This window comes from Microbulbifer maximicatervae (SeqCode) (assembly GCF_052467955.1).
In genome coordinates this window covers 1,225,605-1,240,538 of the sequence record NZ_CP174329.1, presented here as the reverse complement: position 1 = coordinate 1,240,538, position 14,934 = coordinate 1,225,605, and the positions used below count along the sequence as shown (strand labels likewise).

12 protein-coding genes are annotated in these 14,934 nt (G+C 48.8%); 9 read left to right on the top strand and 3 right to left on the bottom strand.

Going from position 1 to position 14,934, the window contains the following annotated elements; all coding sequences use genetic code 11:
• Positions 1-120 precede the first annotated feature (120 nt).
• Together ACJJI5_RS05265 and ACJJI5_RS05260 are read left to right on the top strand one after the other, a co-directional pair.
• Positions 121-1,239 (top strand): efflux RND transporter periplasmic adaptor subunit, encoded by a 1,119-nt coding sequence (locus ACJJI5_RS05265; protein ID WP_445355725.1) that lies wholly within the window; start codon positions 121-123, stop codon positions 1,237-1,239.
• A gap of 119 nt (positions 1,240-1,358) precedes the next feature.
• Positions 1,359-4,478, top strand: a complete 3,120-nt coding sequence (locus ACJJI5_RS05260; RefSeq protein ID WP_445355724.1) for an efflux RND transporter permease subunit — start codon at positions 1,359-1,361, stop codon at positions 4,476-4,478.
• 63 nt (positions 4,479-4,541) lie between these two features.
• On the opposite strand, the gene ACJJI5_RS05255 is transcribed toward ACJJI5_RS05260, so the two are convergent.
• The 3 genes from ACJJI5_RS05255 to ACJJI5_RS05245 form a co-directional block, all read right to left on the bottom strand.
• Positions 4,542-5,444, bottom strand: coding sequence for an MBL fold metallo-hydrolase (locus ACJJI5_RS05255; RefSeq protein WP_444907323.1), 903 nt, complete (start codon positions 5,442-5,444; stop codon positions 4,542-4,544).
• Positions 5,445-5,501: 57 nt separating this feature from the next.
• Positions 5,502-6,293, bottom strand: coding sequence for a glycerophosphodiester phosphodiesterase family protein (locus ACJJI5_RS05250; protein ID WP_445355723.1), 792 nt, complete (start codon positions 6,291-6,293; stop codon positions 5,502-5,504).
• A gap of 163 nt (positions 6,294-6,456) precedes the next feature.
• The gene (locus ACJJI5_RS05245) at positions 6,457-7,917 is read right to left on the bottom strand and encodes a hypothetical protein (RefSeq protein WP_445355722.1); all 1,461 of its coding nucleotides are present in this window, start codon (positions 7,915-7,917) and stop codon (positions 6,457-6,459) included.
• An 869-nt stretch (positions 7,918-8,786) separates the two neighbouring features.
• Between ACJJI5_RS05245 and ACJJI5_RS05240 the strand changes: the two genes are divergently transcribed.
• The 7 genes from ACJJI5_RS05240 to ACJJI5_RS05210 all read left to right on the top strand — a co-directional run bounded on the left by ACJJI5_RS05240 (position 8,787) and on the right by ACJJI5_RS05210 (position 14,547).
• The gene (locus tag ACJJI5_RS05240) at positions 8,787-9,218 is read left to right on the top strand and encodes a response regulator transcription factor (protein ID WP_282931332.1); all 432 of its coding nucleotides are present in this window, start codon (positions 8,787-8,789) and stop codon (positions 9,216-9,218) included.
• A complete protein-coding gene (locus ACJJI5_RS05235; RefSeq protein WP_444918144.1) occupies positions 9,215-9,643 on the top strand; it encodes a CsgE family curli-type amyloid fiber assembly protein in 429 nt (142 codons plus the stop codon). Before ACJJI5_RS05240 ends, ACJJI5_RS05235 begins: the two co-directional genes overlap by 4 nt.
• The gene (locus ACJJI5_RS05230) at positions 9,643-10,062 is read left to right on the top strand and encodes a curli assembly protein CsgF (RefSeq protein ID WP_282931330.1); all 420 of its coding nucleotides are present in this window, start codon (positions 9,643-9,645) and stop codon (positions 10,060-10,062) included. Before ACJJI5_RS05235 ends, ACJJI5_RS05230 begins: the two co-directional genes overlap by 1 nt.
• A 32-nt stretch (positions 10,063-10,094) precedes the next feature.
• Complete coding sequence (locus ACJJI5_RS05225; RefSeq protein ID WP_282931329.1) at positions 10,095-10,967, top strand: CsgG/HfaB family protein; 873 nt, start codon at positions 10,095-10,097, stop codon at positions 10,965-10,967.
• Positions 10,968-11,025: 58 nt separating this feature from the next.
• Positions 11,026-11,568, top strand: coding sequence for a hypothetical protein (locus ACJJI5_RS05220; protein WP_445355721.1), 543 nt, complete (start codon positions 11,026-11,028; stop codon positions 11,566-11,568).
• Between the two features lie 488 nt (positions 11,569-12,056).
• On the top strand, positions 12,057-13,079 hold the full coding sequence (locus ACJJI5_RS05215; protein WP_444896141.1) for a hypothetical protein: 1,023 nt from the start codon (positions 12,057-12,059) through the stop codon (positions 13,077-13,079).
• 448 nt (positions 13,080-13,527) lie between these two features.
• Positions 13,528-14,547 carry a hypothetical protein gene (locus ACJJI5_RS05210; RefSeq protein WP_444896140.1) on the top strand — a complete coding sequence of 340 codons (1,020 nt, stop codon included), beginning with the start codon at positions 13,528-13,530 and terminating at the stop codon, positions 14,545-14,547.
• Positions 14,548-14,934: the final 387 nt, after the last annotated feature.

Genomic DNA, 14,934 nt, shown 5'->3' with positions numbered 1-14,934 from the left:
TAGACTCGTTAGTTTATTAAATATACTATACTCGCCAGTATAACATTGATGGCCGCCCGGCCATGCTTGACCCAGTCACGGATCTGCCTCGACGCGCCAGCGCCGGGGAAGGAAGCCAATATGTACCGAATGCTAATCCTCGCTGCGCTCTCACTCAGCCTTTTGTTGAGCGCTTGTGCCCCCTCTGAATCCCAGGAACAAGAAACCAAACCGCGCCCCGCTGTTATGGTGCGCCCCACCCTGGCCAGCGCCCAAACCGATGTGTATCCCGGTGAGGTAAGAGCCCGCTTCGAGCCGGCACTGGCCTTCCGTATCGGCGGGAAAATCCAGCGGCGCCTGGTAAATGTCGGCGACCGTGTGGAACAGGGCCAGCCCCTGGCGGAACTGGACACTGAAGACCTGCTACTACAACTGGATTCAGCTCGCGCCAGCCATACTTCCGCCGAGGCAGACCAGCGCCTGGCTAGCAGTGAACTGTCGCGCCACCGCAAGCTATTGGAAAAGCAGCTGGTGAGCCTCTCCCAGTTCGATACCGTAGAAACCCAATTCGAAGCCAGCGAAGCGCGACTACAGCAGGCCAAGGCGCAGCTGGATGTTGCCCGCAACCAGGCTGCTTACGCCGTACTTAAGGCGCCGGAAAGTGGTGTCGTCGCCCGCCGCATGGCTGAGGCCGGCCAGGTCGTTGCTGCAGGACAAGGCATTTTTGAGCTGGCAGCCGATGGCGAGAGAGAAGTGCGTATCGACCTGCCGGAGCAATCCGTCAGCCGCTTTAAAGTGGGCCAACCGCTAACTGTCGAACTTTGGTCCCAACCGGGCCAATCTTTTCCCGCACGCATCCGCGAACTATCACCGGCAGCCGATCCCATATCCCGCACCTTTGAAGCCAGGGTCGCTTTCGAAAATAAAGTGAGCGGTGTAGAAATCGGCCAGAGTGCACGGGCGTTTGTCCCCAGGGCGGAAGAAACTGATGTACTGCAAGTTCCTATGTCAGCAGTCAGTGCCGACGATGGCGCCGCATTTGTATGGGTATTAAATCCAGAGACAAAAACACTGCATAAAACTCCGGTCAGCCTGGGCCCCTACGGTGAGGAGTTTGTCTCGGTATTTTCCGGGTTGAAACGCAACGATTGGATCGTAGCCGCAGGTACCCATTTGTTGCAGGAAGGTATGGTGGTGCGCCCTGTGGACCATATGAACCGCCCCATCGAACAGGGGCCGTCTCTCGCCCACCAGGAATAAATTAAAGGCGCGGAAACAATAAATCTGCCCGCGCAAATTAATTCCCAATAAAGCTTCGATAACAATTTCCAAAGTGCGGCCGCGAACAGCAGAGCCGCCCTTGAAACAGAGAAACTGCCATGGGTTTTAACCTCTCCGAGTGGGCCTTGAAAAACCGCCCGCTGGTACTTTACGCAATGATCGTCCTGGGACTGCTGGGAACCTTCTCCTATACCCAGCTGGGGCAAAGTGAAGATCCACCCTTTACCTTTAAAGTGATGGTGATCAATACCGTCTGGCCCGGCGCCAGTGCCGAAGATGTGTCCCGCCAGATTACCGAACGGGTAGAAAAGAAATTGCTGGAGACCGGTGACTACCAGCGTATCTCCTCTTTTTCCCGTCCAGGGCAATCCCAGGTATTGTTTGTTGCCCGGGACGATATGCACTCCCGTGACATTCCCGATCTCTGGTATGAAGTGCGCAAAAAGGTGGGGGATATTCGCCACACCCTGCCGCCGGATATCCAGGGCCCATTTTTTAACGACGAGTTTGGCACCACCTTCGGCAATATTTATGCCCTCACCGGCAGTGGCTTCGATTACGCACTGATGAAGGACTACGCTGAGCGGCTGCAACTGGCCCTTCAGCGAGTTAAGGATGTAGGCAAGGTCGAGTTACTGGGACTGCAGGACGAAAAAATTTGGGTGGAAATATCCAACACCAAATTGGCCTCCATGGGCATTCCACTGTCTGCGGTTCAAAACGCCCTGCAAGCGCAAAACCAGGTCACCGATGGCGGCTTTGTGGATACCGTCAGCGACCGGGTGCGCATCCGTGTGAGCGGACAATTCACCTCCGTCAATGAAATACGCCAGTTTCCTATTACCGCAGATGGCCGCACCCAGCGCCTGGGAGATATCGCCCAGGTCCACCGCGGCTTTAGCGATCCGGCCCAGCCCCGCATGCGCTTTATGGGAGAGGATGCCATCGGCCTCGCCGTGTCCATGAAGGAAGGGGGAGATATTTTAAAGTTGGGTAAAGCCCTCGATGAAACCTTTGCCCGACTACAGCAAGATCTGCCCATAGGTATGGAACTGCGCAAGGTCTCCGACCAACCGGCAGCTGTAAAACGCGGCGTCGGCGAATTCCTGCAAGTGCTGGCTGAAGCCCTGGGTATCGTACTACTGGTGAGTTTTTTCTCCCTCGGCAGCCGCCCCGGATTAATTGTGGCGCTGTCTATCCCATTGGTATTGGCGATGACCTTCGCGCTGATGCACTACTTCAATATCGGCCTGCACAAGATCTCGCTGGGGGCACTGGTATTAGCCCTGGGCTTGATGGTGGACGATGCCATTATCGCGGTGGAGATGATGGCGATAAAAATGGAGCAGGGGCTCAGTCGGCTAAAAGCCGCCGGCTTCGCCTGGACCAGCACCGCCTTTCCCATGCTCACCGGTACACTAATTACCGCCGCCGGTTTTTTGCCGATTGCCACCGCCCAATCCGGTACCGGTGAATACACCCGATCTATTTTCCAGGTAGTCACCCTGTCGCTAATCGTTTCCTGGATTGCCGCCGTAGTCTTTGTACCCTATCTGGGCCACTACCTGCTGCCGAACCTGGCGCGACACGGCCACGGCGGTGAAGTGGCAGACCCCTACCAGAAACCCTTTTACCAGCGCTTCCGCCGCTTTATTACCTGGTGCCTGCGCAATCGCAAAACCGTGATCGCGGCCACCCTGGCAATTTTTGTCGGCTCGCTCGCTTTGTTCAAACTGGTTCCGCAGCAGTTCTTCCCCTCTTCCGGACGCCTCGAATTGATGGTGGACCTGAAGCTGGCCGAAGGTGCCTCGCTGAAATCCACCGAGCACCAGGCCAAAAGGTTGGAAACCCTGCTGGCGCAAAACGATCAGGTAGAAAATTACGTGGCCTATGTGGGCACCGGCTCCCCGCGCTTCTACCTGCCTTTGGACCAGCAGCTGCCCGCTGCCAGTTTCGCCCAGTTTGTTGTGATGACCCGCAGTGTCGAAGAACGCGAGCAAGTGCGCAGCTGGTTGATCAATACGATGAATGAGGAGTTCCCCACCCTGCGCAGCCGTGTGTCCCGCCTCGAGAACGGCCCGCCCGTGGGTTACCCGGTGCAATTCCGCTTGTCCGGCGAACATATTCGCGAAGTGCGCGGATTGGCCCGGGAAGTGGCCGAGCGCCTGCGGGACAATCCACAAGTGACCAACGTGCACCTGGATTGGGAAGAACCCAGTAAATCTATCAACCTCAATATCGACCAGGACCGCGCTCGCGCCATGGGCGTCAACAGTGCAACCTTGTCCCAGGCTCTGCAAAGCTCCTTAACGGGTATCACTGTGAGCCAATACCGGGAGGATAACGAGCTGATCGACGTGCGTGTGCGCGGTAATGAAGACGATCGCTATGCCCTGCGCCAGTTGGGTAACCTCGCGGTACAAACCGACAGCGGCCGCAGTGTACCGTTGAACCAGATTGCCACCCTGGAATACGGTTTTGAGGAAGGTATTATCTGGCACCGGGACCGTCTGCCCACCGTTACCGTGCGCGCTGATATTTATGGGGAAGAGTTACCGGCGACCGTCGTCAATGCCGTGTGGCCTCAGCTTCAATCCATTCGCGATAAATTACCGCCGGGCTACTTGCTGGAAGTGGGTGGTACCGTGGAAGAATCTGCACGGGGGCAAAAATCGGTCAATGCCGGTATGCCGCTATTTGTGCTGGTGGTCTTTACCCTACTAATGCTGCAATTGCGCAGTATGTCCCTATCCACCATGGTATTCCTCACGGCTCCCCTGGGCCTGATCGGCGTTACCCTGTTCCTGCTGTTGTTTGGCAAGCCCTTTGGTTTTGTCGCCATGCTGGGCACCATCGCCCTGGCGGGAATGATTATGCGTAACTCGGTGATTTTGGTGGACCAGATACAGCAGGATATCAGCCAGGGCCTCAGCCCCTGGGATGCAATTGTCGAGTCGACGGTAAGACGCTTCAGGCCGATTGTTTTGACAGCGCTGACTGCGGTATTGGCGATGATTCCACTGTCCCGCAGTGACTTCTTTGGCCCTATGGCGGTCGCCATTATGGGCGGATTGATTGTCGCAACCGGACTCACCCTACTGTTCCTGCCAGCACTCTATGCCGCTTGGTTCCGAGTGCGGGAAGAACACAATGAAGAGGCGGTGGAAAATAGCCCTGAATTTGGCGGGCCCATGACCCCAAATGCCACTACAGATTAAAATCACCGGGTAATCCAACAAAAAAGGCGGCGCAGGCTTTCACTGCGCCGCCTTTTTTATTTCCTAAGATTGTGTCAGGGAGTCGTAAACAATCCCGGTCCAAATATCCGGTGTCATAAAACCCTGGCCATACTGCGCATCAAATTCCGCAGTCGGTTTTGCAGAAATCACTTCCTGCCGGGTTTTACCCTCATCCACCATCGCTTTCACTTTGTCCCTAAGCCCTGCCAGTATATTGCGCTGCTGTTGCAGCTCTGCCCGATTACTGAGGGGGCCATGGCCGGGAATAATTTTGGTATCTTCCCCCGCCATTGCCAGAGCAGTGTCCATAGCTGCGATCATGCCATCCACCGAGCCACCGGAAGAGAGATCGATAAAGGGATAGTTACCGTTAAAATAAATATCCCCCATATGAATCACATCAGCTTCGGCAAAATGCACAATGGAGTCACCATCCGTGTGGGCGGGCCCCACATGCTGGACCTTTACCCTGTCGCCATTCCAGTAAAAGGTAGTGGCGTCGGTAAAGGTAATCACCGGTAATGCTTCTGGAGGAGACGGCTCAACCTTGCGCTTAAACGCCTCAATAAACTGCTCGGTACTTACCCGTTTGCGCACATTCTCGTGAGCCACAATCAGGGCGCCGCTTTTACCCAGGTTTTCATTACCGCCGGTATGATCTCCATGCCAGTGGGTATTAATGACAAAACGCAAAGGTTGCTTGGCTAACTCAGCTACTGCCTGTTGAATTTTTGCGGTCAAAGGCGCGTATTGGTCATCCACCATAAAGGTGCCGTCCTCTCCCACCAGTACTGCAATATTGCCCCCAGCCCCTTTGAGCATATAAACATTGCCAGACACGGCTTCACTACTAATTTCCACATTGGCAAACCGATCCTGCGCAGAGGTAAAAGATGCAGCCAATACAGAAACCGCCAGGGCGACGGAACCTACCACGTTCTTCATAAAAACTCCCAGTTGTTATTATTTCTTTCCAATATCATCGGCAACTGATTATTTAGCTCAGGCTGCCTGCTTCAATAAAGTTTCTCGCTGCTGCGCCAACATCTCCAACAGCAGATCCGGTCGGTCAGTCACAATGCCGTGTACGCCCAGATCAATATAGCGCCGGTAATTCTCCATACCATTCACGGTCCATACCGCCAAGTGGACGTTCTTCTTATTAGCGGCGCGCACCATACTTTCAGTAACTACGGGAATACCTTTTTGCTCCATCGGCAGCTGCATCGCGCTATAGCTTGGACGCAGCAGTTTCTCTGCTCGGAGTAACTGTGCAATATAAAATACCACCGCCTCTACGGTAGGAGTGCCCGTCGCCACTTGCGGGCAGAGTCGACGAAACTCATTAATCACCCCTTGGTGAAATGAGGAAACAACGACCTGCTCGCCTTTTCCACACTTTGCCAGCACATCCTTCAACACTTTTGCAGCGCGATACTGGCGACTTTTAATCTCCAGTATCATTGGCATATCCCCCACCGTTGCCAGCGCCGCTTCCAGAGTCAACACTCGCAGAGGCTTTTCTCTATAGGGGTAATGCTCTCCATCCCGAGTCCAGAGATAGGCAATATTTAACTGGCGCAGCTGCTCTAAGGTTTTATCCTCTACAAACCCCGCACCATCAGAGAACATTTCCAGCTCCCTGTCGTGAATCAACACTAAATGGCCATCGGCAGTGAGCCACAGATCCACTTCAATAGCATCCACGCCCAGTTGCACCATTTTTTCAAGGTAAATCGCCGTGTTTCCTGGATAGAGGCCATTGCCGCAATCATTACCATGTGCGATCACCATCGGCCCCTCCCCCTGAGGAAACCACAGGGGACAAGGTTTACCCGGTGCAGACCGGGCATAAAGAAATAGGACGACTAGGGCAATTAAAAAGAACGACAACCAAAACATGCTTCACCACACTTATTATTTTGTCAGTTTTCAAGCTGGATAGTGTTAGCTTCGATCACGCCTCTTCCACTAATTTGGCAACAGAGTCAGTGTCAGTGTCAGTGTCAGTGTCAGTGTCAGCAAGCACGGTATTCTTTTTGGACTCTTCTTTCCCCGCCGGTTCTTTAGCCTCACTTTCAATTCCCTGTTTCTGACGCACATATAAAGCCTGTAACCAGAGGGGAACAAAAATAACGATGTCGTAAAAACGATTAGCCAAAACACCTAAGTGCAGTGAAGCCATCGCCAAAAACCGCAGTATTATGGTCATTCCCCGCAGGGATAAGCCCACACCAATACCAATTACCGTTCGCGCTGAACGGATAAACTGCTCCAAAGGAATTGCCAGAAAAGCCAGAATCAAGGGAAGCACAAACCCAAGTCCCATCTGTGCCAGAGGAATTGGCCAAAGCTGCTCAGAACCTAATAACTGCTGTTGCAGAATCAACTCACGTGAGAAAGCCAGGTTTCCACCGACTACAGCCAAAACCAATAAGAGTGCCAAAGCCACTCCCAGCAATAACCTGCGCGTACTCTCACCGAGGGAACCTACCGCAGGAAACATTCGAGTAACCTGCAAGCATTCCATAATCAACAACCCGACTGTGATCTGCAAAAAGATAACCACTGCGGCTGAAATACTGGCGAGACTATAACTGCCAAGTGAAGCTTCAGTGCCCAGTACTGCCGCCATAGGCTGTGCCAGTAACTGAAAATTCACCATAGCGCCAGCTAAAGCAACCACTAATACCAGAGAAGCTGTCAGAAAGCGGCTGAAAGAGGATGAAGACAGCAAGTGAAGGCTTTTATCCGTTTCCTGCAAAATCTCTTCGTAGCGCTCCATATGGCCATCCAGCGCTTTGGCCCGCCGAATAACCGATTCTACATTTTTGTTAATACGTCCCAATGTCGAAAGCATTGCACGCCAACTGGGCAGCATACGTTTTAGTAATTGATGCCTCTCCCGGGTGGACTCACGATAGGACTCCAGAGCTTTGGACTCGGCCTTGCGCATAGACTGATTAATAGTATCGAGAACATCTGCTACCACAGGGTCCTCTTTGCCAGGAATTTCCGAAACAGCTCGAATAGCCCTGGCCCAGTTTGACGGTTCTGGTGCTATTTCAGCACTGCGTACATAGTCTTCATCCAAGCTGCTGAGTTGTTCACAGAGCTTTCTATGTAAGGTTGGATACAGTGCCAAATCCCGCTGTACGGTTTGCTCAATACGTTCAAATTCTCTTTCAATCTGGCGCTCTGCCGTGTCCCTGCCTTCAGCAAAAAGTACTTCTCGATTGCGCTCTACCAGTCTTTGTTCTGCGGAATCAATATTACTCGCCACAAAGCGCAACGCCCGATGTCCCAGACGCGCTATAGCATATACGGCGCGATGCACAGGCTCACGGGCCAGGAACAAAACAATCAATCCCAGGATACCCCAAAGCCAAAGTGGTAAACTTTGCATTAGTTGACTCATCTCTCCCCCCTTCATTATCAGCCCAATTGGCCTCTATCCTAACAGCTGCGGACAGCACATTCGCCCAAAAGTTCACAATTTGTACAGGAGTATGACGACAGCTTTGCCATTGGGATCAGGCCCTAATTTTGGAAACACAGGGAAAGCTGATATAGACGCAGGGCCGTTAAGGCGACCCAACAATACGGAACCATACAGGTGACATCATTAAGTTACCTGAAAACAGTTGTTCTTTTACATCAATTTAAGTTTATCCCGTTAGAAATTAAAAAAATAAACGTCTGCATAGAGTAGAGAAAATCAACAATAAAGCACAATAGTTGCCAAAGAAAAAAAACAGCACCATATGCGAGACACAAAATGCCAAAAAAATAAATTGTACGCATACCTTTCAAAACTTTGACTGAGAAAAACAATACATTTCCAAACTTAAAAACCACAGCCAAATCAAACCAAAAATATTCAAACCCCATAAATAAGGCACATTTTTTCCTAAGCCTTACCCCTCCTACGTCTACACTCCAAACTAAATTCTCATTGAGTGAGTGTTTTTCCCTAACACGGCAGAAACAATTTTACGCTGACTCCCACGTCGTCATGGCAGGTAACGTGGGGTAATTTTGGGAACCTAAACGACAGGAGTCGATGGAAGGTCAAACTCTTATTTTAAGAGAGATCTATCTGTATCAAGGAGAGGTACGAGGTATATGCCGGTTCTTTTTTTTAGCAACTCCGGCCTTCAAGGCGATCTATTGTTTTCACTGTTTTCACAAGCTATTCCCATACCCTGGGAAAAATCTAGCATTGGAAAACAAAAAAACTGCCTGCAGCATTATCAGGCTATCGTGATAGATTGCTGGCAAATTGGTGTGAGCTCTGACTCAAAGCAGTTTCTTTCAGATCTAAAGAAGATTAGTCATGCAAAAGCTTTACTGATTAATCTCCCAGCCAACCTACCCATTCATATATCGGAAAAGTTACGCCAGAAAGGTTTTCACCTACTTTGTGACAGCAATACCAGTCAGGAAAACCTTATTCACAAATTGGATACCGCGATTCACAGTGCCGAGGGGCGACAACATATCAGCCCACAAAACTCCCTCCCTCTTACCCGCAGGGAACAGGAAATACTCGGACAACTCACTACCGGCGAACCCAACAGTGTGATCGCAACAAAATTGCACCTCAGCGAACACACTGTGAAAAATCACATGTACAACATTTTCCGAAAAATTGGAGTTAAAAACCGGCTGCAGGCCAGTAATTGGGCCAAGCTCAATCTCCAGGAAGAGAGGATATGAGACTAACCCTGTTGATGTTGACACTGTGTGCATCCCTGGCCTTTGGCCAGGATGACACAGAGGTCCCTCCAGCAGATACCGATTCTGGAAAACTCGAAGACGAAATCAGTGGATTCAATATTGATCGAACAATAACCCGTACCGGGCACGATTTTGCCCGCTACATGAGCGAATACAGAAACCTTAATTATCCAGATGCAACTTACAACTTAACTATTTACGAAAGACCCTCAGCACGGTGGGGAAATCTCATCTGGGTTACCTATAACGACAAAATTGTTTTCAGGCGTTTTATCAGTCCAAGCACCAATAATATTCATCGCTTGGCGGATGAGGCCGCGCAATATATTCACCAGGAAGTACTGCAAGCGCGTGTTCGCAACTCACTCACAGACACCTTTGATTTGGGTAAGGATGAATTCTAATGAAGATCAAGTCATTACTAGGAACCGCCGTCTTTTCTCTGGCAGCGGTCTCCTACCACCATATCTCCGCCACCGAATTAATCTATGAACCAGTAAACCCTAACTTTGGTGGCAACCCACTCAACGGCACCTACTTACTGCAAAATGCACAGTCCCAAGATACCCACGAAGACCCTGACAAGGTTGACAGCCTCTATGAGCAGCCCAGTGCCCTGGATAGATTCAGCGATTCACTGGAAACCCGTCTACTAAACCAACTCCTTACCGATGTTGGTGACGGCAATAGTGGAGAGCTAATTACCGACGACTTTATCGTACAAATTGTTGATAACGATGGTGTCCTAACAGTACTTATCACCGATCGAAGTACCGGAGATAAAAGCGAAATCGTTGTAAGCGGATTAAACCCGACAAACTAATGAACCTTTAAATTTCAAAGGATTCTTTGGCAATGCGTAATGCAATAAAAAAAGTGATAGCTTTGCCCATCGTAACAACATTAATGACGCTAAGCAGCTGTTCTGCAGTCAAAGATGTGGGCGATGCACTTTTTGGTCCGGGCATCACAGATGCAATGCTCACCCCGAGGAAAAATACCTACCGGGACCTAATCAATCTTCCTGAACCAAAAGGTAAAATATTGGTAGCGGTTTATGGCTTCCGCGACCAAACCGGTCAGTATAAACCCGCACCGAATAGTAGTTTCTCGACTGCGGTTACTCAGGGTGGCGCGGCTATGCTAATGGACGTGCTCAATGAATCTGGCTGGTTTATCCCACTAGAGCGTGAGGGCTTACAAAATCTGTTAACCGAACGGAAAATTATCCGTGCAGGATTAACCAAGCCGGATATTCCCGTCAATAACAGTGTGCCACTTCCCACTCTCGTAGCTGCGAACGTCTTATTGGAAGGTGGCATTGTTGCCTACGACCAAAATATTCAAACCGGTGGCGCAGGCGCTCGATACTTTGGTATTGGCGCTGATGAGCAATACCGTGTGGACCAGGTAACAGTTAACTTGAGAGCCATTGATATTCGCTCCGGGCGGGTATTACACTCTGTATTAACCTCCAAAACGGTCTATTCAAAAGCAATTAGTGCCGATGTATTCCGCTATGTTAAATATCGACGCCTATTGGAGTTGGAAGCCGGTACTACCTATAACGAACCGGCACAGCTTGCTATGCTTTCAGCGATGGAATCCGCTGTAATTCACTTGATCAGTGAAGGCATTGTCCACAACTCCTGGGCACTCGCCAACCCGGATGAAATTGAGAATCCAATATTGCAGTACTACTTAAATGATAGCACCGTCATTATGTAGAGATTAAAGCCTTCAAAATTTACTTTGTGCCTATCCTGAAATTCGAAAGGTTGAAAAGATGTACCATAAAATCAGTAGCACTTACACTGCCACCTTTTTGCTGGCAGTAGCAATCTTCCCTGGCACAGGATTTTGTTCAGACTTGGATAGCAGTAGTGAATTGGCTGTCGCCAGCGAATTGAGCGCAGCCAATCTTTATTCGATCTCAAATTTAAGTGTCATAAATCAGGAGGGCGGGGGAAATAGAGTCCACACCTACCAAACAGGTAGCAGCAACTACACTTCTGCCCATCAGGACGGCAATAGAAATAACTTAGCTGTCACCCAATCCGGCAAAGACAATATAGTCTCATCCAGCCAAGTCGGAGATTACAACTTTGCATTATTAATTCAGGTGGGCTTTGAGAATTTTATAGATATCGATCAGTATGGAGTTGGAAACACAGCAGGCATATCTCAAATTGGAATACAAAATAGTGCACAAGTGGAAGAAATCGGCAGCTTTCATAACGTAAATATTTACCAAAGTGGGAACGGATTACATACTTCAGTCACCGTTGTCGGAACTGCCATAACAACACAAATAAGTCAGTATGACTAATATCTAAAGCATATATCAATTCTCCAAAAACCGATTACCTCGACTTATTCAGTCCTATATTTTCACTGATTAATTTATCAACAATCACAACTACAAAAATTAAATTATCCATTTGAGTAGCCAGATCGCCTGCAGCAACAATTCCTCAAATTTTGTGTCATTTCAAAAAACCAACTGCTCACATTTGTCATCATAGGCTTAAAAAAGAACTTTATTCCTAAAATTTCGACACTTCCGTCCTATAGCCGCAACTCCCAAAGCCGACAAAACTCTAGTCAGCATCAAGCTGCTGTTAAAAATGATATTGCTAGATGTTTCACAAGGAATGTGAAGGTTAGAAGCAGTCGGTTTCACTCCAGATAACTCACATACGCCTGACACAGCCGTATCGTGTCCTGAGACAAAACACTCCCAATATCTAATGGTGCTGAATTCTTTTATTTGTAAAAAGCTGTACAGCTATATTTGACATCCCTATGGAGTTACTGATGACTAAGTACACACCTATTGCCGCCAGTGTTCTTCTGGCGATCGCCAGTACCGGAGCCTTAGCTACCAACAATACCGCCATTCTCAACCAAAATGGCACTGGCAATATGGCCACGGCTGATCAGAGTGATGCCACTGTATCCAACAACCTGATCACACAAAACCAAACTGGTGACAACAACGTAGTTTATGCAGAGCAAACCAGCTTTAATGATTCCGGTGTAATTACCCAAACTCAAGTCGGGGATATGAATGACGCAGAGTCCTTCCAGAATGATTCCAGCACTGCGATTGTTACTATCACCCAAATCAACGACGGTCACTTTGCAACAACTACACAAAGTTTTGTAGATACCAGCGTTGCTACTGTCACCCAAAGTGGTAGTCCGCAAGTAGCAGCAGTAACTCAAGTTTCCAGTACAAATGATAATGCTGTAGTGACTCAGTCTGGCGACGGCAATGTAGGTAATGTTATCCAAACTAACGGTTCATTTAACACCGCACTCTTAACCCAAACAGGAACCACCAATACTGCAACTTCTACTCAAACTTCCAGTACCTCGAGCACTGTTAACGCTACCCAGGCAGGTACCACAAACTCTGTAATACACATTCAAACTTTGGCCACCAACAGTACCTCTGTTTCCTTCCAGGATGGCACTTCCAACACATTCACTACATCACAGACAGCAGGTGATGGGAACTACAGCGAGGGCTTCCAAAATGGTACTACTCAGGGCTTGACTCACATTCAAGTTGGAGATGATCACTGGGCTTATACTGAGCAAGTGGGCACCACCAATATTGGCGTGATCTCCCAGACAGGCTTTGATAACTATTCTGAAGGCTACCAGGATGGAACGTTCAATAGCTTGACCGTTACCCAGCCAGGAGATTTCAATACCACTGTCGCCTCGCAGACCGGTAATAACAACGTTATTGCCGTAACTCAGGCAACCGATACCAACATGGCTACACCTACACAGGTAGGTGATTTCAACATGGCAATTATCATTCAATAGTAAAGGGGGTAGGCCGGCTTAATTGGCCGGCCTATTTTCAACTTGGTGGGCTAAGTGCAAGCTTCAATTATTATTACTAGCCCTAAATTCCCATGAAACAACCATTTCATGCATTTAATGCCACCCCCCAAATCAGCTGGCATTATTTGCCATAGCTAGTTCAAAAAAGAACTTTATTCCTAAGGTTTCGGCACTTCCGTCCTATGGCTGTAACTCCAGAAGACGACAAAACTCTAATCAGCATCAAGCTGCTGTTTAAATGGTATTGCTAGGTTTCACAAGGAATGTGAAGGTTATTAAGCAGTCGGGTTCATCCCAGTTTCCTCACATACTTCTGGCACGGTTGTAATATGCCTGAGGATGAGACTCTTCCAATATCAAATGATGCTGTTTTCTTTTTGTTTGTAAAAGCTGTACAGCGATATTTGACATCTATATGGAGTTACAGATGACCAAGTACACACCTATTGCCGCCAGTGTTCTTCTGGCGATCGCCAGCACCGGAGCCTTCGCATCGAACAATACCGCCATTCTCAATCAGAACGGTACTGGTAACATGGCAACCGCTGATCAGAGTGATCCGACGGTAACTAATAACCTGATCACCCAGACTCAAACTGGTGACAACAATGAGGTTTACGCAGAGCAAACCAGTAGTAATAACTTAGGAGTAATTACTCAAACTCAAGTAGGAGACTTGAACTTTGCGGAGTCTTTTCAAAATGATTCTAATGTTCCTGTCGCTACTATCACGCAAATAGATGATGGACAGATTGCTACAACGGTCCAGAGTTTTGTAGACACCAGTGTTGCAACTATTACCCAAAGTGGTGGATCACAACTTGCAACTACCGCTCAGACCACTAGTGCAAATGATACTCTAGTCATTAATCAGTCCGGCGATGGTAATGTTGCTGCAGGCATACAAACCGCTACATCATTAAACTCAGCGGTTATTAGTCAAACAGGTACTAATGGCACTGCTTCAGCGACACAAAGTGGCACCACATCAAGTAGCATGACGATGATTCAAGCGGGAGACACCAATGTAGTCGCCCATCAGCAAGTCTTGGCCAGTAACAGTACAACACTCTCCTTCCAGGATGGCTCTTTCAACACCATCTTCTTCAGCCAATCTGACGACGGCAATTATAGTGAAGGTTTCCAGAGCGGTACTGGCCAGACTTTGGTACACAATCAAAGTGGTGGTGATCACTGGGCTGTCACCGCACAGGTAGGGACGTCTAACGTAGCTGTTGTTACGCAGGTAGGTTTCGATAACTTTTCATCAGCAGCCCAGGACGGCACGTTCAATAACTTAACTGTGACGCAGCCTGGTGACTTTAACACCACTACGGCATCACAACTTGGCAACTTCAATACAATTACCGTTACTCAGTCTACGGATCTTAATGCAGCAGCGCCTGCTCAAGTAGGTGATTTCAACATGGCAATTATTATTCAGTAGCCAAAATTAAGGCCGACTTTTAAAGCCGGCCTTTTTATCTGAAAAAATTTATCGGTTTATATTGTGCTAAACAAGTATTAACCCCTATATACACGTAGAATCAGCCCCACAAAATCCAAACCTCTCCCGACTCAGCTTACCAAAAATGGCACGCTACAGTAGACCAGGGCGATCTCATTGCTGCGAAAAATCCAGCTGCCAAAATTAAAATTGGAGACCCCTACACATTTAATACTACCCAAAACAGTAATAATATGGGATTTATTTTTAAGCAACCCTGATTAGGGCTTTAAACAAGGGTCGCCCTATCGAGCCCCTAACTGAATTTCATTTAAGTCCACTTATCCAGCAACCTTAGTGCTCTAGCGTAAAAAACAACAACAAAGA

Bases quoted from the DNA above. Each gene is read 5' to 3' on its own strand.
- ACJJI5_RS05255 (WP_444907323.1), bottom strand. From the start codon at position 5,444: ATGAAGAACGTGGTAGGTTCCGTCGCCCTGGCGGTTTCTGTATTGGCT.
- ACJJI5_RS05220 (WP_445355721.1), top strand. From the start codon at position 11,026: ATGTACCATAAAATCAGTAGCACTTACACTGCCACCTTTTTGCTGGCA.
- ACJJI5_RS05260 (WP_445355724.1), top strand. From the start codon at position 1,359: ATGGGTTTTAACCTCTCCGAGTGGGCCTTGAAAAACCGCCCGCTGGTA.
- ACJJI5_RS05265 (WP_445355725.1), top strand. From the start codon at position 121: ATGTACCGAATGCTAATCCTCGCTGCGCTCTCACTCAGCCTTTTGTTG.
- ACJJI5_RS05210 (WP_444896140.1), top strand. From the start codon at position 13,528: ATGACCAAGTACACACCTATTGCCGCCAGTGTTCTTCTGGCGATCGCC.
- ACJJI5_RS05230 (WP_282931330.1), top strand. From the start codon at position 9,643: ATGAAGATCAAGTCATTACTAGGAACCGCCGTCTTTTCTCTGGCAGCG.
- ACJJI5_RS05250 (WP_445355723.1), bottom strand. From the start codon at position 6,293: ATGGTGATCGCACATGGTAATGATTGCGGCAATGGCCTCTATCCAGGA.
- ACJJI5_RS05235 (WP_444918144.1), top strand. From the start codon at position 9,215: ATGAGACTAACCCTGTTGATGTTGACACTGTGTGCATCCCTGGCCTTT.
- ACJJI5_RS05225 (WP_282931329.1), top strand. From the start codon at position 10,095: ATGCGTAATGCAATAAAAAAAGTGATAGCTTTGCCCATCGTAACAACA.
- ACJJI5_RS05245 (WP_445355722.1), bottom strand. From the start codon at position 7,917: ATGAGTCAACTAATGCAAAGTTTACCACTTTGGCTTTGGGGTATCCTG.
- ACJJI5_RS05215 (WP_444896141.1), top strand. From the start codon at position 12,057: ATGACTAAGTACACACCTATTGCCGCCAGTGTTCTTCTGGCGATCGCC.